Origin of the sequence: Pseudophaeobacter flagellatus, assembly GCF_021228235.1 — a bacterium.
In the GTDB taxonomy this organism is placed as follows: domain Bacteria; phylum Pseudomonadota; class Alphaproteobacteria; order Rhodobacterales; family Rhodobacteraceae; genus Pseudophaeobacter; species Pseudophaeobacter flagellatus.
On the sequence record NZ_JAJQRG010000007.1, the window covers coordinates 72,922 to 93,693 of the forward strand.

The 20,772-nt window shown below is 60.2% G+C and carries 19 protein-coding genes; 14 read left to right on the forward strand and 5 right to left on the reverse strand.

Annotation, left to right across the window (positions count from 1 at the left end; genetic code table 11):
- Positions 1 to 2: 2 nt before the first annotated feature.
- Entirely contained in the window at positions 3 to 290 is a 288-nt protein-coding gene (gene gatC, locus LRK71_RS13900; RefSeq protein WP_232404429.1) for an Asp-tRNA(Asn)/Glu-tRNA(Gln) amidotransferase subunit GatC, read from the reverse strand.
- Between the two features lie 295 nt (positions 291 to 585).
- Here gatC and LRK71_RS13905 point away from each other — a divergent pair, with 295 nt between their 5' ends.
- Positions 586 to 1,278 carry a metal-dependent hydrolase gene (locus tag LRK71_RS13905; protein ID WP_232404430.1) on the forward strand — a complete coding sequence of 231 codons (693 nt, stop codon included), beginning with the start codon at positions 586 to 588 and terminating at the stop codon, positions 1,276 to 1,278.
- A gap of 93 nt (positions 1,279 to 1,371) precedes the next feature.
- Here the strand turns inward: LRK71_RS13905 and LRK71_RS13910 are convergent, their stop codons facing one another.
- Positions 1,372 to 1,995: a DNA-3-methyladenine glycosylase I gene (locus LRK71_RS13910; protein ID WP_232404431.1), complete on the reverse strand. Its 624-nt coding sequence runs from the start codon at positions 1,993 to 1,995 to the stop codon at positions 1,372 to 1,374.
- 144 nt (positions 1,996 to 2,139) lie between these two features.
- Complete coding sequence (locus LRK71_RS13915; RefSeq protein WP_232404432.1) at positions 2,140 to 2,604, reverse strand: nucleoside deaminase; 465 nt, start codon at positions 2,602 to 2,604, stop codon at positions 2,140 to 2,142.
- Between the two features lie 63 nt (positions 2,605 to 2,667).
- Here LRK71_RS13915 and LRK71_RS13920 point away from each other — a divergent pair, with 63 nt between their 5' ends.
- The 13 genes from LRK71_RS13920 (at position 2,668) to LRK71_RS13980 (ending at position 17,438) form a co-directional block, all read left to right on the forward strand.
- Complete coding sequence (locus tag LRK71_RS13920; protein WP_232404433.1) at positions 2,668 to 3,846, forward strand: pseudouridine synthase; 1,179 nt, start codon at positions 2,668 to 2,670, stop codon at positions 3,844 to 3,846.
- A 172-nt stretch (positions 3,847 to 4,018) separates the two neighbouring features.
- Entirely contained in the window at positions 4,019 to 4,954 is a 936-nt protein-coding gene (locus tag LRK71_RS13925) for a 5-bromo-4-chloroindolyl phosphate hydrolysis family protein (protein ID WP_232404434.1), read from the forward strand.
- Between the two features lie 23 nt (positions 4,955 to 4,977).
- Complete coding sequence (locus LRK71_RS13930; RefSeq protein WP_232404435.1) at positions 4,978 to 6,168, forward strand: toxic anion resistance protein; 1,191 nt, start codon at positions 4,978 to 4,980, stop codon at positions 6,166 to 6,168.
- 15 nt (positions 6,169 to 6,183) lie between these two features.
- The gene (locus LRK71_RS13935) at positions 6,184 to 7,131 is read left to right on the forward strand and encodes a DUF2927 domain-containing protein (protein WP_232404436.1); all 948 of its coding nucleotides are present in this window, start codon (positions 6,184 to 6,186) and stop codon (positions 7,129 to 7,131) included.
- Positions 7,132 to 7,186: 55 nt separating this feature from the next.
- Positions 7,187 to 8,332, forward strand: a complete 1,146-nt coding sequence (locus LRK71_RS13940) for an SPFH domain-containing protein (RefSeq protein ID WP_232404437.1) — start codon at positions 7,187 to 7,189, stop codon at positions 8,330 to 8,332.
- Between the two features lie 190 nt (positions 8,333 to 8,522).
- The gene (locus LRK71_RS13945) at positions 8,523 to 9,677 is read left to right on the forward strand and encodes a primosomal protein N' (replication factor Y) - superfamily II helicase (protein ID WP_408636007.1); all 1,155 of its coding nucleotides are present in this window, start codon (positions 8,523 to 8,525) and stop codon (positions 9,675 to 9,677) included.
- 82 nt (positions 9,678 to 9,759) lie between these two features.
- Positions 9,760 to 10,443, forward strand: a complete 684-nt coding sequence (locus tag LRK71_RS13950; RefSeq protein ID WP_232404438.1) for a nitroreductase — start codon at positions 9,760 to 9,762, stop codon at positions 10,441 to 10,443.
- A 54-nt stretch (positions 10,444 to 10,497) separates the two neighbouring features.
- Positions 10,498 to 10,944, forward strand: a complete 447-nt coding sequence (gene dtd, locus LRK71_RS13955) for a D-aminoacyl-tRNA deacylase (RefSeq protein WP_232404439.1) — start codon at positions 10,498 to 10,500, stop codon at positions 10,942 to 10,944.
- A 435-nt stretch (positions 10,945 to 11,379) separates the two neighbouring features.
- Positions 11,380 to 12,963, forward strand: a complete 1,584-nt coding sequence (locus tag LRK71_RS13960; RefSeq protein ID WP_232404440.1) for an ABC transporter substrate-binding protein — start codon at positions 11,380 to 11,382, stop codon at positions 12,961 to 12,963.
- Between the two features lies 1 nt (position 12,964).
- Positions 12,965 to 13,924, forward strand: a complete 960-nt coding sequence (locus tag LRK71_RS13965) for an ABC transporter permease (protein WP_232404441.1) — start codon at positions 12,965 to 12,967, stop codon at positions 13,922 to 13,924.
- Positions 13,921 to 14,736, forward strand: a complete 816-nt coding sequence (locus LRK71_RS13970; protein ID WP_232404442.1) for an ABC transporter permease — start codon at positions 13,921 to 13,923, stop codon at positions 14,734 to 14,736. The genes LRK71_RS13965 and LRK71_RS13970 overlap by 4 nt, the downstream gene beginning before the upstream one ends.
- Positions 14,733 to 16,370 (forward strand): ABC transporter ATP-binding protein, encoded by a 1,638-nt coding sequence (locus LRK71_RS13975; protein ID WP_232404443.1) that lies wholly within the window; start codon positions 14,733 to 14,735, stop codon positions 16,368 to 16,370. The genes LRK71_RS13970 and LRK71_RS13975 overlap by 4 nt, the downstream gene beginning before the upstream one ends.
- 213 nt (positions 16,371 to 16,583) lie before the next feature.
- Positions 16,584 to 17,438 (forward strand): alkaline phosphatase family protein, encoded by an 855-nt coding sequence (locus LRK71_RS13980; RefSeq protein ID WP_232404444.1) that lies wholly within the window; start codon positions 16,584 to 16,586, stop codon positions 17,436 to 17,438.
- On the opposite strand, the gene LRK71_RS13985 is transcribed toward LRK71_RS13980, so the two are convergent.
- Together LRK71_RS13985 and LRK71_RS13990 are read right to left on the reverse strand one after the other, a co-directional pair.
- Positions 17,435 to 18,394 (reverse strand): alpha/beta hydrolase, encoded by a 960-nt coding sequence (locus LRK71_RS13985; RefSeq protein ID WP_232404445.1) that lies wholly within the window; start codon positions 18,392 to 18,394, stop codon positions 17,435 to 17,437. The two genes, LRK71_RS13980 and LRK71_RS13985, sit on opposite strands and share 4 nt — an antisense overlap.
- Positions 18,395 to 18,596: 202 nt before the next feature.
- Positions 18,597 to 20,498 (reverse strand): acyl-CoA synthetase, encoded by a 1,902-nt coding sequence (locus LRK71_RS13990; RefSeq protein WP_232404446.1) that lies wholly within the window; start codon positions 20,496 to 20,498, stop codon positions 18,597 to 18,599.
- Between the last annotated feature and the right edge of the window lie 274 nt (positions 20,499 to 20,772).

Consider the following 20,772-nt stretch of genomic DNA (forward strand, 5'->3'; position numbering starts at 1 on the left):
TCTTACTCCATCACTTTGGGCACGGCAAAAAAGCCTTCGCGCGCATCCGGCGCATTGGACAAGATCTTGTCCTGCTGGTTGCCGTCGGTGACCACATCCTCGCGCCGCTTCAGCCGCTGCGGTGTGACCGAGGTCATCGGCTCGACCCCTTCCACATCGACTTCGTTCAGCTGTTCGATGAACTCTAGGATCGTGTTGAATTCGGCGGCCAGGGCTGGCAGCGCGTCATCTTCCACCTTGATCCGGGCCAGTTTGGCCACTTTGGCGGCGGTGTTTTGGTCAATCGACATGGAAACCCTCATCTCGTGTTCATGGTGGCATTTACCGGGGCGATGCGCGCGCCGCAAGCCTGTGCTCTGCTCTGGTGGGGTGAATATCGGGGAAAACCGCGTCAAAACCCACTGCGGGACGGCCCTGCCCCGCCGCCTGCCGACAAAAGCAGCAACAAAAATCAGCCCATGCACTGCCGCGTCTACATGGGGTGCACCACAATGGGGCGCATTGGGTCAGAATGGGGTGGCATTCATCTGCACACCGCCTAGGCTGGTGGCACATAGGCCTGATTTGAAACCAAGGGAGAGGGACATGAAGATCATCTGGCTAGGACATGGCAGCTTTCGCATCGAGACAGGCGACAGGGTGTTGCTGGTTGATCCCTGGCTGACCGGCAATCCGGCGCTGCAAGAGAATCTGCACGACGAAGCGATTAACGGCGCGACCCATATCATTCTGACCCATACCCATTTTGACCATGTGGTGGATGTGCTGCCCCTGGCCAAGGCCCTGAAAATCCCGGTGGTGGGGCAATATGACCTGATGGGCTTTTGGGGCGAAAGCGAGGGTATTTCCACCATCGGCTTTAACAAGGGCGGCACGGTGGATCTGGGCGGGCCAAAGCTGGCCATGGTGCCCGCCTCGCACAGCTCCACCTTTACCACCGAAGACGGGCTAAGGGCCGGCGGCTCTGAGGTGGGCTATGTGCTCATGGCCGAGGGCAGGACGATCTATCTGTCCGGCGATACAGCCCTGATGGCAGATATGGACTGGATCGGCGACTACTACAAACCCGATATCGGCATCCTGAGTGCGGGGGGCCATTTCACCATGGATATGCAACAGACCGCCTATGCCGCAAAGCGCTATTTCAAGTTCAAGACGCTGATTCCCTGCCACTACCGGACCTTTCCCATCCTGGAGCAGAGCGCCGATGTTCTGATCAAGGCCCTGCCCGACGTCGCGGTGATCGAACCGCAGGTAATGCAGGCGATCGAGGTCTGAAACGCGCAGAGAGCGCTCCCGCCCGTTGTCGGCTCTGCTGCGCAGAGCCGCGCCCGTTGGGCCCAGCGCCGGGCAACGCCCGGCGCGGCCGCGTCACGCCCCCGGCTTTCCCTGTGGGGCGGTGAAGGCGGCGCGTGCGGCATCGGCTTTGGCACGGCAGATGCAGCCCCTGGCATGATCGTTGATCAAGCCCATCGCCTGCATGAAGGCAAAGGCGGTGGTGGGGCCGACAAATTTCCAGCCACGTTTCTTCAGGGCCTTGGACAGGGCAACAGAATCGGGGCTGGTGCTTTGCGTCTGCGGCTCTGGCAGCGTCTTCGGATCTGGCTCAAAGCTCCAGAAAAACGCCGCCAGAGAGCCCGCTTCGGCCACCAGTTCCTGGGCGCGGCGGGCATTGTTGATCACGGATTCGATCTTGCCGCGATGGCGAATAATGCCCCCGTCCTGCAGCAACCGTTCGACATCCTCTTCGGTGAAACCGGCGATCACAGTCCAGTCGAAGCCGCAAAAGGCACGGCGGAAATTTTCCCGCTTGGCCAGAATGGTGCGCCAGCTCAGCCCCGACTGAAAGCTCTCGAGGCAGATTTTCTCAAACAGGCGGATATCATCCCCCACGGGGTAGCCCCATTCAGCATCATGATAGGCGTCAAATTCCGGCGCCGACGCACTCCAGGCGCAGCGGGGCTGGCCGTCTTGGCCCGTGATTACTTTTCTCATCCACCTAGTCCCTTTACCTTGCGCCCCGTCGATTTGACTGCGGCACGCCGTTCAGCCCCCCCCTAGTCCCGCCTCAAATACCGAAATGCAGGGCAAAAATCCAGCCAGCGAAACAGCGGGAGCACGGGAGCGCAGGCCCCGCGCCTAACGGCGGGCAGCAAAGAAATCGCGCAGGATCTCAGCCGCTTCCAGCTCAGCGATGCCCTCGTAGACCTCTGGCGCGTGATGTGCCTGGGGGTGCGAGAACACGCAGGCCCCATGGGCCACGCCGCCGGATTTGGGGTCTGATGCGCCGTAATAGACCCGGCGAATGCGGGCCGCCGCGATGGCTGCCGCACACATGGCGCAGGGCTCCAGCGTGACATAGAGATCATGGCCCGGCAGCCGCTCTGCGCCGGCCGCGGCGCAGGCCGCGCGCAGGACCAGAATCTCGGCATGGGCGGTGGGATCCGACAGCGCCCTGGTACGGTTGCCAGCGCTTGCCACCACCTGCCCCCCCGGCGCGACCAGAACGGCCCCAACCGGCACTTCGCCCCGTGCGGCGGCGGCACGGGCCTCTGCAAGGGCTGTTTCCATATGCGATGTGAACATGGCGGGTTTTCTTTCCATGGCCTTTCCTGCCCCGGAATGGGAGCTTTCGCAAGCCAGCGGAATGCTCTATGTCCCAAAACCATGAGCAAAGCACCCCGACCCCCCAAGGGCAAGGCCCCATCCAAGGCCCAAGCCTCCGCCAAACCTGCCACCAAGGCAGTGCCTAATGCGTCCTCCAGTAACGACGGTGCCCCAACCGGGGACCGCATCGCCAAGGTCTTGTCGCGGGTGGGTGTTGCCTCGCGCCGCGAGGCCGAGCGCATGATTGCCGAGGGTCGGGTCAAGGTCAACGGCAGCCAGATCGACAGCCCGGCGCTGAATGTCAGCAGCTCTGACCGCATTCTGGTGGATGGCAAACCCCTGCCCGAGGCCGAAGCCCCCCGCCTGTGGCTGTACAACAAGCCCGCCGGGCTGGTGACCAGCAACAGCGATGAAAAGGGGCGGCGCACCATTTTTGACGAACTGCCCGAAGATCTGCCGCGGGTGATGACGGTTGGACGTCTAGATCTGAACTCCGAAGGGCTGTTGCTGCTGACCAATGATGGTGGCATCAAGCGCCGCCTTGAGCTGCCCTCGACGGGCTGGTTGCGGCGCTACCGGGTGCGGATAAATGGCCGTCCCAAGGAAGAAGATTTTGACCCCCTGCGCAAGGGGTTGGTGATTGATGGCGAGCGCTTTCAACCCATGACGGTGGCGCTGGATCGCCAGCAGGGCGCCAATGCCTGGCTGACCATCGGCATACGCGAAGGCAAGAACCGCGAGATCCGCCGCGCATTGGAAGATATCGGCTTTAACGTCAACCGGTTGCTCCGGCTGTCCTATGGCCCCTTTCAGCTGGGAACCCTGAAGCTGGGCGAGGTGGAAGAGCTGCGCCCGCGGGTGGTGCGCGATCAGCTGGGGCTGGAACCCGAAGAGGTGGAAGAGGCCCCGGCCCGTCGGCCCACCCGCGGCAAACCCTCTGGCAAACCGACCGGAAGACCGGCAGGCAAACCAACGGGGAAACCGGGAAGACCCGGCGCTCCGGCTGGGCGCTCGCCGGGTACCCCATCCGGACGCCCGGGCGGGTCTGCTGGACGCCCCGGCGGCCCCGGCAAACAGTCCGATAGCCCGCGCAACACCGGCAAACCCGGCGCAAGAGCAGGCGGAAAACCTGCAGGCAAATTTGGCGGGAAACCCAGCAGGACCAGCGCATCAGGCAAGCCAGAAGGCCGGACAGCCGGGACAAAAAACCGCCCCGGTGGCAAGAATCCCCGCCGCTGAGGTACTTCGGGCAGACTTCCCCCTAGCAAGTACCTCCCGCATCCCCTAGTTTCTTGGTAACAAGAGACAACAGCGCTTTGCGAGGGGAACACGCGTGCAGAAAATTGCCTTTGCCGCTTTGCTATTCCTGATGATCGGCCTGAGCACCGGCTGGATCGTGGGGGGCTGACGCATGGCACAACAGTTTGGCGGTAAATTCAGCCCCAAGGGCTCCTCCCGCTCGGGTCCGGACAGCGCCGAGCAAGGCACCACCTCTGACAGAGCGCCCTTGGCGCGCCCCCATGCCAGCACCCGCAATGCCACCACTGATCCGGTGGGGCTGCGCGCGAACCTGATGTTCATCCCAGCGGGGCTGATGCTGCTGCTCTCTCTCAATGACGGCGCAACTGGGCTGGCCCTGGGGCTGGTGGCGGCGGCACTCTGGACGGGCGGCGCATATATGCTACGCGAAGGTCTGCGCGCCACAGCCGCCTTTCAGGCCCGGCGCGTGGCCCGCAGACCCGCCCTCCCCCGCAAGATCCTGGCCGCCCTTCTGGTTGGCACCGGCGCAGCACTTGCCGCCTGGAAGGCCGAACCGGGGCTGCTGATTGCCGCCATCTATGGCCTGGCGACCTGCGGGTTGCACCTGGCAGCCTTTGGTCTGGACCCCCTGCAAAACAAGGGCACCGAAGGCATTGATGACTTTCAGCAAAACCGGGTGGCCCGCGCCGTCGAGGAAGCCGAATTCAACCTAGATGCCATGACCGATGCCGCGCTACGGGTCCGCGACCGCGAGGTCGAAGAGCGGGTCGAACAGTTTCAGGCCGTCGCGCGCGAGCTGTTTCGCACCGTCGAAGAAGACCCGCGCGATCTGACTGCCGCACGCAAGTACCTGACGGTCTATTTGCAGGGGGCGCGCGATGCCACGGTGAAATTTGCCGACATCTACACCCGCAGCGGCGATGCAACGGCGCGCAGCGATTACCTCGCCCTGCTGCAGGACCTGGAACAGAACTTTACTGCCCGCACCCGCAAGATGCTGCTGGAAGACCGCAGCGATCTGACCGTTGAAATTGATGTGCTGCGCGACCGGCTACAGCGTGAAGGCGTCCATCTGGACCGTAGCTAACCTCTTTGCAAGGAACCCTCTTGATGTCCGAGACCATTCAGAAAAAAGCCGCCGAAGCCGAAGCCCAGGTCATGGCGGTTGCCGCCACCACCCTGCCCGAACCCGTCGAGTCGGTGGCACCGCTGCAAGAGGCCACGCCCGAGGTAAGCGCCGAAATCCAGACCCGGATCGGTGAAATCGACATGGGCGACAGTAATTCGATCATCCGCTTCGGCTCTGGCGCCCAGGCGGAACTGCAGACCATCAGTCAGGCGATGCTGGCGGATGTGCGCAACAAGGATGTCGGCCCGGCGGGCGATTCGCTGCGCAATATCGTCACCACAATCCGCGGCTTTTCGGTCTCGGAACTGGACGTGCGCCGCAAACCCAGCTTCTGGGAGCGCCTTTTGGGCCGCGCCGCGCCCTTTGCCAAATTCACTGCCCGGTTTGAAAGCATTCAAGGCCAGATCGACAAGATCACCGATGATCTGTTGGGCCATGAGCACACCCTGCTGAAAGACATCAAATCGCTGGATATGCTTTATGAGAAAACGCTGAACTTCTATGACGAACTGGCGCTCTATATTGCCGCCGGCGAGGCCAAGCTGGCCGATCTGGACGCGACGGATATCCCAGCGCTGGAGGCCGCCGTTGCCGCCGCACCAGAGGCCGATCAGGTGATGCGCGCACAAGAGCTGCGCGATCTGCGTGCTGCCCGTGACGATCTGGAACGCCGAGTGCATGACCTAAAGCTGACCCGACAGGTTACCATGCAGTCGCTGCCTTCGATCCGGCTGGTGCAGGAAAATGACAAAAGCCTGGTAACCAAGATCAACTCTACCCTCGTCAATACAGTGCCGCTGTGGGAAACCCAGCTGGCCCAGGCGGTTACCATCCAGCGCTCTGCCGAGGCCGCCCAGGCAGTCAGCTCGGCCAATGATCTTACCAATGAGCTGCTGACCTCTAATGCGGCCAACCTGCGCCAGAGCAACAAGATGATCCGCGAAGAGATGGAGCGCGGCGTCTTTGACATCGAAGCCGTGAAACAGGCCAATGCCGATCTCGTGGGCACAATCCAGGAAAGCCTGCAAATCGCCGATGAAGGCAAGGCCCGCCGTGCTGCCGCCGAAGCAGAGCTGAAAAAGATGGAAGCAGAGTTGCGCGACACATTGGCCGCCGCCAAGGCGCGCAAGGATGGGGTCGGCGATACCGCCGCCACCTCGGTACCTGGTTGAATGCGGCGGGCGTCCATGGCCCGGTGGCGCAGCCTCGCCCGCCCAGTGGCGACAGGCTTTGGCTTTGCCGCCCTCGCGGTGCTGACCGCCTGTCTGCCTGCCAGCGATACCACATCTTTGGTGCCAAAGCCGCGCCCAGAGGTGCTGCCTGCTGCCTATCGCCCCCCCTCAGCCGAGAGCGCCCAACTGCGCAACTATTACCGGGTGCTGCAACAGGATCTACTGACCCGCGGATTGCTGCGCACGGACGGCGGCGGGCCGGAAACCCCCTTTGATGCCGATGATCTGGCAGAGCATTTTGAGGCCATTGCCTTTTACAGTGAATATGGCGGGCGCAGCGGCGGCTTGACCGGTGGGCTAAGCCGCTGGTCCGGCCCGGTGAAACTGGTTGCCGAATTTGGCCCCTCGGTGCCCGAAAGCCAACGTAATCGTGATCGCAAGGTGCTGCGAGCCTATGGCGAACGGTTGGCGCGGGTCACCGGCCATAGCATCACAACCGCGCCGAAACGGGGCAATTTTCACGTGATCTTTGCCAGTGCCGATGACCGCGCCTTTGTGGCCGAAACGGTCCGCTCCCTCCTGCCCAACCTCAGCGACAACGACCTGCAACTCTTTATCAATCCGCCGCGCACGCATTATTGTTTTGTGCTGGCGGGCGGCCCGCAGAATGCACCGTTCGACTATCTGCGCGGCGTTGCGCTGATCCGCGCCGAACACCCAGATCTGGTGCGCGATAGCTGCATCCACGAAGAGGTCGCGCAGGGCCTTGGCCTGCTGAACGACAGCCCGCGCGCCCGTCCCTCTATCTTTAACGACGATGATGAATTTGCCTTTTTGACCAGCCATGACGAGCTGCTGTTGAAAATGCTCTATGATCCGCGCCTGCGCACAGGCATGAGCGCCGAAGAAGCCCGCCCTATCATCCGTATCCTTGCCCGCGACGTAATGGGGCAGCCGCTCTAGCTGCAACTGCCCTGTTTGCCCGACTTACCTACGACCATAGAAAAGGACCTGAACCATGGGAATATTTGACTTTCTCAAAGGCGAATTCATCGACGTCATTCACTGGACCGATGACAGCCGTGACACCATGGTCTGGCGGTTTGAACGCGAAGCGCATGAGATCAAATACGGCGCCAAGCTGACCGTCCGCGAAGGCCAATCGGCGGTCTTTGTGCACGAAGGCCAGCTGGCAGATGTCTTCACGCCGGGCCTTTACCTGCTTGAAACCAACAACATGCCGGTGATGACCACACTGCAGCACTGGGATCATGGCTTTCAGTCACCGTTCAAATCCGAAATCTATTTTGTAAATACAACCCGTTTCAACAACCTGAAATGGGGCACCAAGAACCCGATCATCTGCCGCGATCCAGAATTTGGCCCGGTGCGACTGCGCGCCTTTGGCAGCTATTCGGTCCGGGTGGTGGATGCGGCGCGCTTCCTGACTGAAATTGTTGGCACTGATGGTGAATTCACCATGGATGAGATCTCTTTCCAGATCCGCAATATCATCGTGCAAGAGTTTTCGCGCGCGGTGGCAGGATCGGGCATTCCGGTGCTTGATATGGCGGCCAATACCGCTGACCTGGGCAAGCTGGTCGGTGCCGAGATCGCGCCAACCCTGTCGGAATACGGGCTGAGCATCCCCGAGCTGTATATCGAAAACATCTCGCTGCCGCCTGCGGTCGAACAGGCAATGGACAAGCGCACCCAGATGGGCATTGTCGGCGATCTGGGCCGCTATACCCAGTTTGCCGCCGCCGAGGCCATGGAAGCCGCTGCAACCACCCCAAACAGTGGCATGGGGGCCGGAATGGGGATGGGCATGGGAATGGCCATGGCGCAGCAAATGGCCAATACCGGCCAGGCCGCTGGCCCCTGGGGGGCCCGCCCCGCCGCCGCAGCACCTACGCAGGCAGCCGCCCCCGCAGCCCCACCGCCGCCACCCGTCGAACATGTCTGGCACACGGCTGAGAATGGCACCACCTCTGGGCCCTTTTCCAAGGCGCGCCTTGGGCGCATGGCACAGGAGGGCAGCCTGACCCGTGAGACCCATGTCTGGACACCTGGTCAGGATGGATGGATGCGCGCCGGTGACGTCGCTGAACTGGCACAACTCTTCACTATTCTGCCACCACCGCCACCGCCGCCAGCCGCCTAAATCGCGGCCAAGCCACAGGCGCGTTGATGCAGCACCACTGGCGCGGTTCTACAGCTTGTCGCGTTCATCTGCATTCACGTGACTGGCCATAGCCATTTGATACAGCATGTTTTTATGCGCAAAACCAGCACCCACTTTTGCGCAACCTGCTCTCACCGGCCAGCTTCCGGCCTCTAGTCTTGGTAGTATTGTGACTGACCATCCGCCCGCTGCACCACCAGCCGCCCCGCAAGACAGCTGGGACCCGGCAGGCCCCCAAAACCCGATCGAGACCAACCGCTTTCCCTGCGAACAATGTGGAGCCGACTATCGTTTTGACCCAAAAGAAGGGCGCCTGATCTGCGGCCATTGTGGCCATGGTCAGGAGGTGCAAGAGGCCGCCCCACAGGGCGGTGCTCTGCGCGAACTGGATTTCAAGGCGGCACTGACCGCGCGCCTGCCCGAAGCCGAGATGGAGGTGACGCGGGTTTCCACCTGCCCCAACTGTGCCGCCCAGGTCGAGTTTTCGGATGAAACCCATGCGCTGGAATGCCCATTCTGCGCCACCCCCGTGGTGGCCGATACCGGCGAGAGCCGCCACATCAAACCCAAGGGTGTCGTGCCCTTCATGCTGGCGGAACCTGCCGCACAAAAGGCCATGGCAAGCTGGCTCGGCTCTCTGTGGTTTGCCCCCAATGGCCTGCAGGCCTATGCCCGCAAGGGGCGGCGCATGGAGGGGATCTACGTCCCCTACTGGACCTATGACGCCAAGACCAAGAGCCGCTATTCCGGGGCCCGGGGCACCACCTATTATGTTTCTGAAACAGTTATGGTGGATGGCAAGGCAGAAATCCGCAGGGTGGCCAAGATCCGTTGGACCCCGGTGTCCGGCCGGGTTTCACGGTTCTTTGACGATGTGCTGGTGCTGGCCTCCAAAAGCCTGCCAAAACGCTATACCGACGCGCTGGAACCCTGGGATCTGTCGCATCTTGCCCCCTATCAACCGCAGTTTCTGGCCGGCTTTCGCGCCGAAGCCTATGCCATCCCCCTAGACGATGGCTTTGATGAGGCACGCGCCCATATGGATCGGGTGATCGAACGCGACGTACGGTTTGACATCGGCGGCGACCGCCAGCGCATTTCAAACATCGACACGGCGCTTTCGGACGTGACCTTCAAACATGTCCTGCTGCCGGTCTGGATGGCCGCCTATAAATATCGCGGAAAGACCTATCGCTTTGTAATCAATGGGCAAAGCGGCAGGGTTCAGGGCGAACGCCCCTATTCCAGCTGGAAGATCGCCGGTGCCGTTCTTCTGGGACTCGCGCTGTTGGGCGTGGCCGCCTATTTTGGCGCCCAGAGCTAGCTGTCGGCAGTTTTATTTCCCAAAATTCGGGGCAAGACCCCCGCAAGACAAATGCCAATATCTGATGACAGGACGATATGATATGACCGCTCCGCTGCCCAGCCTGACCGATCTTGAGGCGCTGTTTTCCGCCCGTCACAGTTGCCGTGCCTTTCGCCCCGATCCGCTGCCACGCGCGATGATCGAAGACATCCTGAGATGCGCCCAGAAAGTTCCCTCTTGGTGCAACGCGCAGCCATGGAAGGTCACCGTGACCAGCGGAGCAGAAACCGATCGCCTGCGTCAGGCCCTGACACAGGCGGCCATGGCGGGCGGCCACAGTCCTGATCTCGACTTTCCCAAGGCCTATCTGGATGAATATAAAGCCCGACGCCGGGAATGCGGTTGGGCGTTATACGAGGCGGTCGGGGTCGAAAAAGGCGACCGCGCCGGTTCTGCCCGGCAGATGATGGAAAATTTCACTCTGTTTGGCGCACCCCACTGTGCGGTGCTGTCCACACCCAACGATCTGGGCGGATATGGCGCGATGGATTGCGGTGGTTTTGTCGCAGGCTTCACCCTTGCGGCACAGGCCGCCGGAGTGGCAAGTATTCCCCAAGCGGCGGTGGCCTCTTTCGCGCCGTTGCTGCACGAGATGCTGCAGATTCCACAGGATCGCCAGATCCTCTGCGCTATTTCCTTTGGCTATGGCGATCCGGACCACCCGGCCAACCGTTTTCGCACCAGCCGCGCCGCCCTGGCTGAATTCACCGACTGGCGCGACTAGACGCTAGCCCCTGTCCCCTGCCGCCGCGAAGGCGGTCGCAAAGGTTCTCTTTCCATGCGTGCAGTCATTCAACGTGTTTCGCAAGCCTCGGTCACTGTCGATCAAGAGGTGATCGGTGAAATCGACGCCGGGCTTTTGGTGCTGATCTGCGCCATGCAGGGCGACGACAAATCACAGGCCGATTACCTGGCCAGAAAGATCGCCAACCTGCGGATCTTCACCGATGATGCCGGCAAGATGAACCGCTCTGTGGTGGATGTTTCGGGGTCAATTCTGGTGGTCAGCCAATTCACCCTGGCCGCCGAAACCCACCGTGGCAACCGACCTGGCTTTTCCACCGCCGCATCCCCTGCAGAGGGTGAGGCGCTCTACCTCTATTTTGCAGATCAGCTAGAGGCGCTGGGGCTGCCCGTGCAACGCGGCCAATTTGGCGCCGATATGAAGGTCCGTCTGCTGAACGATGGCCCCGTGACCATCTGGATGGACAGCGCCGGCCGCTAAGCCGCGCGCGCCACTGCCGACTGCTTGCCAGGTCCTGGGCCCTGGGGCCTTCGGCCTGTCCTCTCCGCAGCGGCAGGACAGAGTCGCTCTTTGATCATTCGGGGTCGGATTCGCGTTATTTTTGCAAGGAACACCCACTGCCCTGCATTTTTCCAAAAAATGCAGGGCTTGTTCCCGAAGGTCATAAAAACTCAGCAGAGGTGAAACACCGCTACAAAAAGCCGGTTTACCTCGCAAATGCGGCATGACACCCTAAGAAGGCGACACCGGGCGGAATCTGAAACTTTGCAAAAGTTTCCTCAACCCTGCCCTGTCGTTTTTAAAGCTTGCGAGGTCGCGGCAAATGCGCAAATCTTGTCGCACCATACAAGAAATTGCGACCAAGATCGCGTTCCGTGATCGCAGGCCGCAAGATATAATAACTGGGAGACATCGATGAACGATCACCTTCATTTTCTGGCACGCCATGCCGCCGCCGACAAACTCAGCCGCCGCGACTTCATGGCAAAAGCCGCCGCCCTGGGCTTTAGCGCCGCCGCTGCCGGCACCCTGCTGACCTCTCAAGCCCGCGCTGCCGAGCCGCAAAAGGGGGGGACCATCCGTATGGGCCTGCAAGGCGGCAGCACCACCGACAGCCTGGATCCAGCCCTGTCGACCAATATGGTCGCCTTGATGATGATCCGCCTCTGGGGTGAATCACTGGTTGAACTGAACGACGACGGCGGCCTGGATGGCAAAGTAGCGGAAAGCTATGAGGCCTCGGCTGATGCCCGCGTCTGGACCTTCAAGATCCGCGAAGGCATTACCTTCTCAAACGGTAAATCCGTCACCGCAGAAGACGTCGTCAAAACCATGGAACGCCATTCGGGCGAAGACACCAAGTCTGGCGCGCTTGGCATCATGCGCGGCATCAAGAACGTGTCGGCTGATGGCAATAATGTTGTTATTGAGCTCGACTCGCCCAACGCTGACCTTCCCTATCTGCTGGCCGATTACCATCTGGTGATCCAGCCGAATGGTGGCCTGGACGATCCCACCGCTGCCATTGGTACCGGCCCCTATATCCTCAAGGATGTGGACATGGGTGTGCGTATCGTCGCCGAAAAGAACCCCAACCACTGGGGCGACCTTGGCCATGCCGATACCATTGAGCTGGTCGTGATCAACGACAACACCGCCCGCGTTGCTGCGCTGCAGTCCGGTCAGGTTGACATGATCGACCGGGTTCCCCCCCGGACGGCGAAACTGGTTGACCGCGCCCCCAATATCAATGTGCATTCCACATCCGGCCCAGGCCACTATGTGTTCATCATGCACTGCGACACCGCCCCCTTTGACAACAACGATCTGCGGATGGCGCTGAAATATGGCATCAATCGCCAGGAAATGGTCGACAAGGTTCTGAACGGCTATGGTTCTGTTGGTAACGACAGCCCAATCAACTCTTCCTATCCGATGTTCACCCCTGCCGAGCAGCGTGAATATGACCCGGATAAAGCCATGTTCCACCTGAAGAAATCGGGGCATGACGGTGAGATCCTGCTGCGCACCTCGGATAACTCTTTCCCCGGTGCACCAGATGCTGCAGCCCTGTTCCAGCAGTCCTGTGCCAGCGCGGGTATTAACCTGAACGTCAAGCGCGAGCCCAATGACGGCTACTGGTCCGAGGTCTGGAATGCACAGCCCTTCTGCACCAGCTACTGGGGCGGTCGTCCGACGCAGGACCAGATGTTCACCACCGCCTACCTATCAACGGCGGACTGGAACGACACCCGGTTCAACAATGAAAAGTTCGACCAGTTGCTGCTGGCAGCCCGTGCCGAGCTGGACACCGCCAAGCGGACGCAAATGTATGCGGACATGGGCGAAATCCAGCGCAACGAAGGCGGCTTGATCTGTCCGATGTTCAACGATTTTGTTGACGCAACATCGGATCGCCTGGGCGGCTGGGTAGAAAACACAAAGGGCCAGCCGCTGATGAACGCCTACGCCCCGATGAAAATGTGGGTGAAGGCATAAGATGCCCCTAGTTATCAAATTGTTGGCCCAGCGCATTGCGTTGGGCCTCATCCTGTTATTTCTCGTCTCGGGGTTGATTTTTGCCGGTACAATTATCCTGCCAGGCGATGTGGCCCAATCCATCCTGGGACAATCTGCAACCCCTGAAGCCCTGGCAAACCTGCGTGCCGAACTTGGCCTGAACGAACCCGCCTTGCAGCGCTATCTCTCTTGGTTGGGTGGTCTTGTGCAGGGTGATTTGGGCACTGCCCTGACCTCTGGGCGCGACATCGGCGAGAGCATCTCGCAGCGCCTGTCCAATACGCTCTTCCTGGCCTTCTGGGCCGCCATCGTCGCTGTGCCGCTGGCGATTTTCCTTGGCCTTTTAGCAGTACGCTTTCGCGAACGCTGGCCTGACAAGGCGATTTCGGGCGTCACGCTTGCCTCGATCTCTATTCCCGAATTTCTGATCGGCTATGTCTTGATGTTCTTCTTTGGCGTCAAACTGGGCTGGTTTTACCCCACCGCCACGGCCTTTCGCCCGGATGCGGCCCTGTTCGACAAACTGGAATCTATCGCCCTGCCCGTCGCAACCCTGACACTGGTCGTACTGGCCCATATGATGCGCATGACCCGCGCCGCAATCCTGAATGTGATGCAATCGGCCTATATCGAAACGGCTGAACTGAAGGGCCTGAACGGGCTGCAGGTGATTGTGCGCCATGCGCTGCCAAACGCCATCGCGCCCATCGTCAATGTGGTGATGCTGAACCTTGCCTATCTGGTTGTTGGCGTCGTGGTGATCGAAGTTGTCTTTGTCTACCCTGGCATGGGCCAATATCTGGTGGACAGTGTTTCCAAACGCGACGTGCCCGTTGTACAGGCCTGCGGCATCATCTTTGCCGCCGTCTACATCGGCATGAATATGATCGCCGACATTGTCTCTATCCTGTCCAACCCAAGACTGAGGCATCCAAAATGAGAATACCTCTTGCTGCAGCCATTGGGCTTTTCTTTACCGCCCTTTACTTTCTTGCCGCGATCTTTGCCCCACTGCTGGCCCCCTATGGCTATGCCGAGGTGGTCAGCTCTGGCTATTGGGACCCCCCCAGTGCCGAATTCCTGCTGGGCACCGATGGCATTGGTCGCGATCTTCTGTCGCGCATGATCTATGGTGGGCGCACCACCATCTTTGTTGCTACCGCTGCGACCATCCTGTCCTTTACCACCGGGTCGGTGCTGGGGTTTCTGGCCGCTGTCGCCGGGGGCTGGGTTGATCAACTGCTGTCGCGCTTTGTCGATCTCTTGATGTCGATCCCCTCGCTTATCTTTGCGCTGGTTGTCCTGTCGGTAATGCCTGTCACCCTGCCGGTGCTGGTCCTGGTCATGGGCCTGCTGGATTCCACCCGCGTTTTCCGCCTGTCGCGCGCTGTCGCGGTGGATATCGAGGTCATGGACTACGTCGAAGCCGCGCGCCTGCGTGGTGAAAAAACCATCTGGATCATCTTCCGTGAGATCCTGCCCAATGCGCTGTCACCGCTGGTGGCGGAAATGGGGTTGCGCTTTATCTTCATGGTGCTCTTTGTTTCGACCCTCTCGTTCCTGGGCCTGGGGATCCAACCGCCACAGGCGGATTGGGGCGGCATCGTGAAGGAAAACGCTGAAGGCATCGTCTATGGCATTCCCGCCGCGCTGATGCCAGCCTTTGCCATCGCCACCCTGGCGATCTCTGTCAATCTGGTGGCGGATTGGGTGCTGAACCGAACCACCTCGCTGAAAGGAGGCCGCGGATGAGCGATCCACAATTGAAGGTCCGCGACCTGAAAATCGGCGCAACAGTCTACCCGCCCGGTGAAAAACCCCATGACATCGAAATTGTCCACGGGGTGAGCTTTGATCTGGAAAAGGGCAAGGTTCTGGGGCTGATCGGGGAATCCGGGGCCGGCAAATCGACCATTGGTCTGGCCGCCATGGCCTATGGTCGCGGTGGGGTCAAAATCACCGGTGGTGAGGTCTGGATCAATGGCCGTGATGTGCTGAAATCCGGCACTGGCGACATCCGCAAACTGCGCGGCGCCGAGGTGACCTATGTGTCCCAATCTGCCGCCGCCTCTTTCAACCCGGCCAAAAAGATCCTGGACCAAGTGGTCGAAGCGGCTGTCGAGCAGAAGAAATTCAGCCGCAAACAGGCTGAAGCCCGCGCCCGAGAGCTGTTTGACAAGCTGGGCCTGCCCAACCCTGACACCATCGGCGACCGCTATCCGCATCAGGTTTCTGGTGGGCAGCTGCAGCGCTGTATGACGGCGCTGGCGCTTTGTCCCGAACCGGACCTGGTGGTCTTTGATGAACCGACAACTGCGCTGGATGTCACCACCCAGATCGACGTGCTGATGGCCATCAAGGCTGCCATCCGCGGCACCGGTGTTGCGGCCCTGTATATCACCCATGATCTGGCCGTTGTGGCCCAGGTCAGCGACGATATCATGGTGCTGCGTCACGGCAATATGGTGGAATATGGCTCGGTTGATCAGATCATCAACGCGCCGCAAGAAGACTACACCCAGGCGCTGGTCTCGGTGCGCTCCATCGAGCACGCAGAAAAAGCGTCCACCGGGGATCCGGTGCTGAGCGTGCGCAATATCACTGCCCGCTACAAGGGCACGCAGTTCGATGTGTTGCACAACGTCAATGTCGATCTCTACCCTGGTCAGACCCTGGCGGTGGTGGGTGAATCCGGCTCGGGAAAATCTACCCTTGCCCGGGTGATCACCGGGCTATTGCCGCCGCGCGAAGGCGAGATCGAATTTGCCGGAAGGACGCTCTCGGCCAATCTGGCGGGACGCTCGCGCGAGGATCTGCGCGAATTGCAGATGATCTACCAGATGGCAGATGTGGCGATGAACCCACGTCAGACCGTGGGCACCATCATCGGTCGACCGCTTGAGTTCTATTTCAACATGTCGGGCAAGGAAAAACGCAAGCGGATCATCGAACTTCTGGACGAGATCGAGCTGGGCGAAGAATTCATGGATCGCTACCCGGCAGAACTGTCAGGCGGACAAAAGCAGCGGGTCTGCATTGCCCGCGCCCTGGCAGCCAAGCCCAAGATGATCATCTGTGACGAGGTCACCTCGGCGCTGGATCCACTGGTCGCTGATGGTATTCTCAAGCTCTTGTTGAACCTGCAAAAGATCGAGGATGTTGCCTTTCTCTTCATCACCCACGATCTGGCCACCGTGCGCGCCATTTCCGACACCATTGCGGTGATGTATCAGGGCAAGGTGCAGCGCTATGGCAGCAAGACCCAGGTGCTGAGCCCACCCTTTGACGACTACACTGATCTGTTGCTCAGTTCGGTGCCGGAAATGCGTCTGGGCTGGCTGGAAGAGGTGATTTCCCACCGCAAGATGGAAAGCGCCGGCAACTGACCCAAGCCCCCCAACCAACAGTAATAACAGGCTCAGGCCCGCGCAATTGCGCGGGCCTGATGTCATGGCGCAGCGATTTTTACAGGCTGTGACACGCCATCACAGCCCTGCGGTGCACAGCGTCTGATGCCATTTTACGCCAGAATCAATTTTCTGAATGGCAATTCAAGATTTGATCGCAATGATGGAGCAAAGAGACAAAGGATTCGCACCATGGACAACAAACTGCTTCTCATCATTCTGGATGGGGTGCCCTATCGCAACTTTCGGCGGCTGTTTGGCAATCTGGAAGGCTGGGTCGACAGCGGCGACGCCCGTGTCTGGAAACAGCGCGCGGTGCTGCCCTCAATTTCAGCCAGTTGCTATGCCTCAATCCACACAGGCGTGGCCCCGGCCGAACATGGCTGTACCGGCAATGGCAATGTCTTTCGACTGGAACACAAGGATGTCTTCTCTCAGGTGCGTGAGGCCGGGGGCACCACAGGGGCCGTGGCGCATAGTTTCTGGTCGCAGTTCTTCAACCGCCACCCTTTTGATTTTGTGCGCGATATTGAATATGATGAACCCGAAAGCGACAGTATCAACCATGGTCGTTTCCACACCATGACAGGCTATGGTCTTACCAACCAGATGACGCCCTCGGATGTGGATCTCTTTGGTACCCTGACCAACCTCTGCCTGCGCTTTGGCCTGAACTACGGCATGCTGCACACCTGCACACTCGACAGTATGGGCCACCGGTTTTTCCATGACTGCCAAGAAATGGACCACGCCTGTTTTGTCATGGATGAAATGCTGGCCCCCTTTATCTGCCGCTGGCGTCAGTTGGGCTATGAGGTGATAGTCACCGCCGACCATGGCCAGGATGAACGTGGCCACCATGGCGGGCGCAGCGCGCTACAACAGGAAACCGCGCTCTACTACTTTGGCGATGCGCAGGGGCCAGATAAAGACGATGTCATCGACCAGCGCCAGCTGGCCCCCACCATCCTCAGCCGTCTAGGCGCGCCCATAGCCGATACAATGAAGGCGCAGTCGTTTCTCAGCGAATACCCCAACGCGCGCTAGTCATAGGGCCAAAGCCCTTGCCCCAGGGCCTCTACCGCGGCAGAGATCCGTTCAAAGCTATCGCGGGCGCGCCCCACTGTGTGGCGGGCGCGCAGATAGCCATGCACCAGGCCTGGCTCGTTGATCCAATAGGCCTTGCCGCCCGCAGCCAGCACCCTGTCGCGATAGTCCCGACTGTCATCGCGCACCGGGTCGCAGTCGGCCGAGACCAGCACCGTGGGCGGCAGATGGCTGAAATCGCTATCCTGCAGAGGCGCATAGCTGGGGTCGGCCTCTGCGCTGGGGCTGCTGCCCTTGGGGCGGCGAATATCTTGGTAGAACAGCACCTCGTCACGGGTCAGCATCGGGGCCTGCGCATGTTCAAGATAGGATCCTGCATTCACATCGCCGCCAAAGGCACCATAGATCAGAACCTGCCCCATAAGGGCGGCCTGAACTGTGGCCTCCCCCCGTGCCCCATGGGCCAGGGCAGCACAGAGATTGGCCCCGGCGCTATCGCCCATGAGCACAACCCCCTCGCCGTAGGTCGTGACCACCCAGGACAGCGCCTGCCATGCATCGTCATACATCGCCGGGTGTTGATGTTCTGGCGCCAGCCGATAGTCCACAGCCACCACGCGATAGCCAGTCTGGGCGCAGATTTCGGCACAGACATCATCGTGGCTCTCAAGGCCGCCAACCACAAAGCCGCCCCCATGGCAAAACAGCACCGTGCGCGTTGGATCACCCGCGCTATAGATCCGCAGCGACACATCGGGGTTGCCCGGCGCACCGCTGATCTGGCGGTCTTCGGTTTCGACCAGGGCCGAACGCACCGCCAGGAAGGCCCGCGCCATTTCATCATAGAGGGCGCGCTGCTCGGCGATGCTTTGCGCGACAGCATCCTCTGGATAGCACTCCCCGGTCTTGCGGATGAAGGCCCAGGTTTCTTCGTCAATCAGCCGTTCGTAGTCCATTCCCGATCCTTCGTAGCGGTGGTTTCCCAGCGCAAGCCTAGGCCAGAGCAAGCGGTGATGGAAATGGCAAATGCACAAAAAGACGCGCCCGGCTGGGGCGCGTCCTGCGGCAAAGGTAAGTTTCTGATCAAGGGCGCAGGACTCTCCGCATGGCCCAAACCCCTGCTGCTTGGCCCTAGAGCCCGGCCGCACCGATCCGCTATCAGGCCTTCGCGGCGGGCAGGTGTTCCCAGGGACGGGTAAAGCCCCCCAGCACGCCAGAAATATCGCTGTCTCTGGCGCCATTGGCCGCAACCTGGGCGACCAAGCCGCGCTTTTTGTCGTCGATCACCGCCTCTACCCGCGCCGGGCAGGCTGCCTTCAGAAGCGCATCATTATAGACACGGGTGATGGCATGTTTACGCAGATCCGGTTTGAAAATCTTGCCAACCGCAGTTTTTGGCAGCTCGTCCATCACCGTCAGGTGTTTGGGGATTGCAGCGCGCTCATGCACATGGATCTTGCAATACTCCAGCAGGTCCTCTGCCGTGGCAGTGGCCCCCTCGACCAGCTCGACAAAGGCGCAGGGCAGCTCTCCGGAATGGGCATCGGGCTGGCCGATCGCCCCAGCAAAGGCGACCGCCTCATGGCCCAGCAGGGCCTCTTCTATTTCAGCAGGGTCGATGTTGTGGCCACCTCGAATGATCAGATCCTTGGCCCGGCCCGTAATCCACAGGTAGCGATCCGCGTCAAAGCGGCCCAGATCGCCGGTGCGCAGATATTTGCCCTGGTAGTAGAGATCGACGTTCTTCGCCGCCTCGGTATAGGTATGACCGGCATAGACACCGGGGTTCGAGATGCAGATCTCCCCCACCTCGTCGGTGCCGCATTCGACCATGCCATCAGCTGTACCCTTGACGATTTTGACATCCGTATAGGGAAAGGTGATGCCGATAGAGCCGATCTTCTTTTCCCCGTCGACCGGGTTGCAAGACACCAGGCAGGTGGCCTCGGTCAGCCCATAGCCTTCGATGATATTGATGCCTGTGGCCTCCTGAAAACGGCGATACAGTTCTACCGGCAGCGGCGCAGACCCCGAAAAGGCGGTCTTGACGGTAGAAATATCCGCATCCACCGGGCGCTGCATCTTTGCCGAAATCGCGGTGGGGACAGTGATGATAAAAGTGATTTTCCAGCGTTCGATCAGCTTCCAGAAGTTATCAAACACCCCGTCACCGCGATAGCCCTGCGGCGTTGGAAAGACCACATGTGCCCCAGAAGACAGCGAGGCCATAATGATCACATGGCAGGCAAAAACATGAAACAGCGGCAGCGGGCACATGATGTTGTCATTCTCGGAGAACAACAGCGTATCGCCAATCCAGCCGTTGTAGATCATGCCTGAATAGGTGTGCTGCGCTACCTTGGGCATGCCGGTTGTGCCACCGGTATGGAAATAGCAGGCCACCCGGTCCGTGGTACTATCGGCAAAGGCCAGGGTGGTGGGCTGTTTCAGCATCTCACGGCGGAAGGATTTGTAATCCGCGTGGGCGATTTTATCCTTGTTTTCCAGCTTGGGACGCAGCAGCGGCACGATCCAGGATTTTGGCGGCGTCAGATAGCGGTTCAGATCCACCTCTAGCACCGTGTTCACCCCAGGCGCATGGCGCACCGCCTCGGCAACTTTTTGTGCCACATCGGTTTTGGGAAACGGTTTGAGCGTCACCACGACTTTGGCCTTGGTTTCGCGCAGAATAGAGGCGATCTGTTCTGGTTCCAGCAGCGGGTTGATCGGGTTGACGATCCCTGCCACCGCACCGCCCAGCATCGTCACCAGGGTTTCATTGCTGTTGGGCAGCACATAGGCCACCACATCTTTTTCGCCGATCCCCAGCGCGCGGAACATATTGGCCGCTTGGGTGACCTGATCCTTCAACTGGCTCCAGGTCAGCGTTTCCGCCTTATCGGTGGGGCCAGAAAAGATCTGATAGCTGACGGCGTTGTTATTGGGAAACCTGCCGGTGGTGCGCGACAACAGCTGGTACAGCGTCACCGGGTTATCCCGTTCCTCCCAGGTTGCTTCCTGTTCCATCGCAATGCTGTCTTCAATCGTGGCAAAAGCCATTCCTATACTCCCCTAACCCCGAGCATGCCCGAGAGATATCCTCTTTGGGCTCAATTTGGGACCAAAAGGCGCAGCGTGCAAGCGCATGCGCAGGGTCACGTCAAGGCAAGAGGGAAAACTGACGTGGCGATACAGGTCAACACAAATCGGCACAGATCGAAACAGATCAAAACCAGGTCAGCAAAAGGCACTGACAGGGGAAAGGCACCCCTGCGCATGATATCGCCCTGGCCAATCCTACCAAGGCATCAATCAAAACAGTGACAGGTGCCCT

Bases quoted from the DNA above. Each gene is read 5' to 3' on its own strand.
- gatC (WP_232404429.1), bottom strand. From the start codon at position 290: ATGTCGATTGACCAAAACACCGCCGCCAAAGTGGCCAAACTGGCCCGG.
- LRK71_RS13905 (WP_232404430.1), top strand. From the start codon at position 586: ATGAAGATCATCTGGCTAGGACATGGCAGCTTTCGCATCGAGACAGGC.
- LRK71_RS13910 (WP_232404431.1), bottom strand. From the start codon at position 1,995: ATGAGAAAAGTAATCACGGGCCAAGACGGCCAGCCCCGCTGCGCCTGG.
- LRK71_RS13915 (WP_232404432.1), bottom strand. From the start codon at position 2,604: ATGGAAAGAAAACCCGCCATGTTCACATCGCATATGGAAACAGCCCTT.
- LRK71_RS13920 (WP_232404433.1), top strand. From the start codon at position 2,668: ATGAGCAAAGCACCCCGACCCCCCAAGGGCAAGGCCCCATCCAAGGCC.
- LRK71_RS13925 (WP_232404434.1), top strand. From the start codon at position 4,019: ATGGCACAACAGTTTGGCGGTAAATTCAGCCCCAAGGGCTCCTCCCGC.
- LRK71_RS13930 (WP_232404435.1), top strand. From the start codon at position 4,978: ATGTCCGAGACCATTCAGAAAAAAGCCGCCGAAGCCGAAGCCCAGGTC.
- LRK71_RS13935 (WP_232404436.1), top strand. From the start codon at position 6,184: ATGGCCCGGTGGCGCAGCCTCGCCCGCCCAGTGGCGACAGGCTTTGGC.
- LRK71_RS13940 (WP_232404437.1), top strand. From the start codon at position 7,187: ATGGGAATATTTGACTTTCTCAAAGGCGAATTCATCGACGTCATTCAC.
- LRK71_RS13950 (WP_232404438.1), top strand. From the start codon at position 9,760: ATGACCGCTCCGCTGCCCAGCCTGACCGATCTTGAGGCGCTGTTTTCC.
- dtd (WP_232404439.1), top strand. From the start codon at position 10,498: ATGCGTGCAGTCATTCAACGTGTTTCGCAAGCCTCGGTCACTGTCGAT.
- LRK71_RS13960 (WP_232404440.1), top strand. From the start codon at position 11,380: ATGAACGATCACCTTCATTTTCTGGCACGCCATGCCGCCGCCGACAAA.
- LRK71_RS13965 (WP_232404441.1), top strand. From the start codon at position 12,965: ATGCCCCTAGTTATCAAATTGTTGGCCCAGCGCATTGCGTTGGGCCTC.
- LRK71_RS13970 (WP_232404442.1), top strand. From the start codon at position 13,921: ATGAGAATACCTCTTGCTGCAGCCATTGGGCTTTTCTTTACCGCCCTT.
- LRK71_RS13975 (WP_232404443.1), top strand. From the start codon at position 14,733: ATGAGCGATCCACAATTGAAGGTCCGCGACCTGAAAATCGGCGCAACA.
- LRK71_RS13980 (WP_232404444.1), top strand. From the start codon at position 16,584: ATGGACAACAAACTGCTTCTCATCATTCTGGATGGGGTGCCCTATCGC.
- LRK71_RS13985 (WP_232404445.1), bottom strand. From the start codon at position 18,394: ATGGACTACGAACGGCTGATTGACGAAGAAACCTGGGCCTTCATCCGC.
- LRK71_RS13990 (WP_232404446.1), bottom strand. From the start codon at position 20,498: ATGGCTTTTGCCACGATTGAAGACAGCATTGCGATGGAACAGGAAGCA.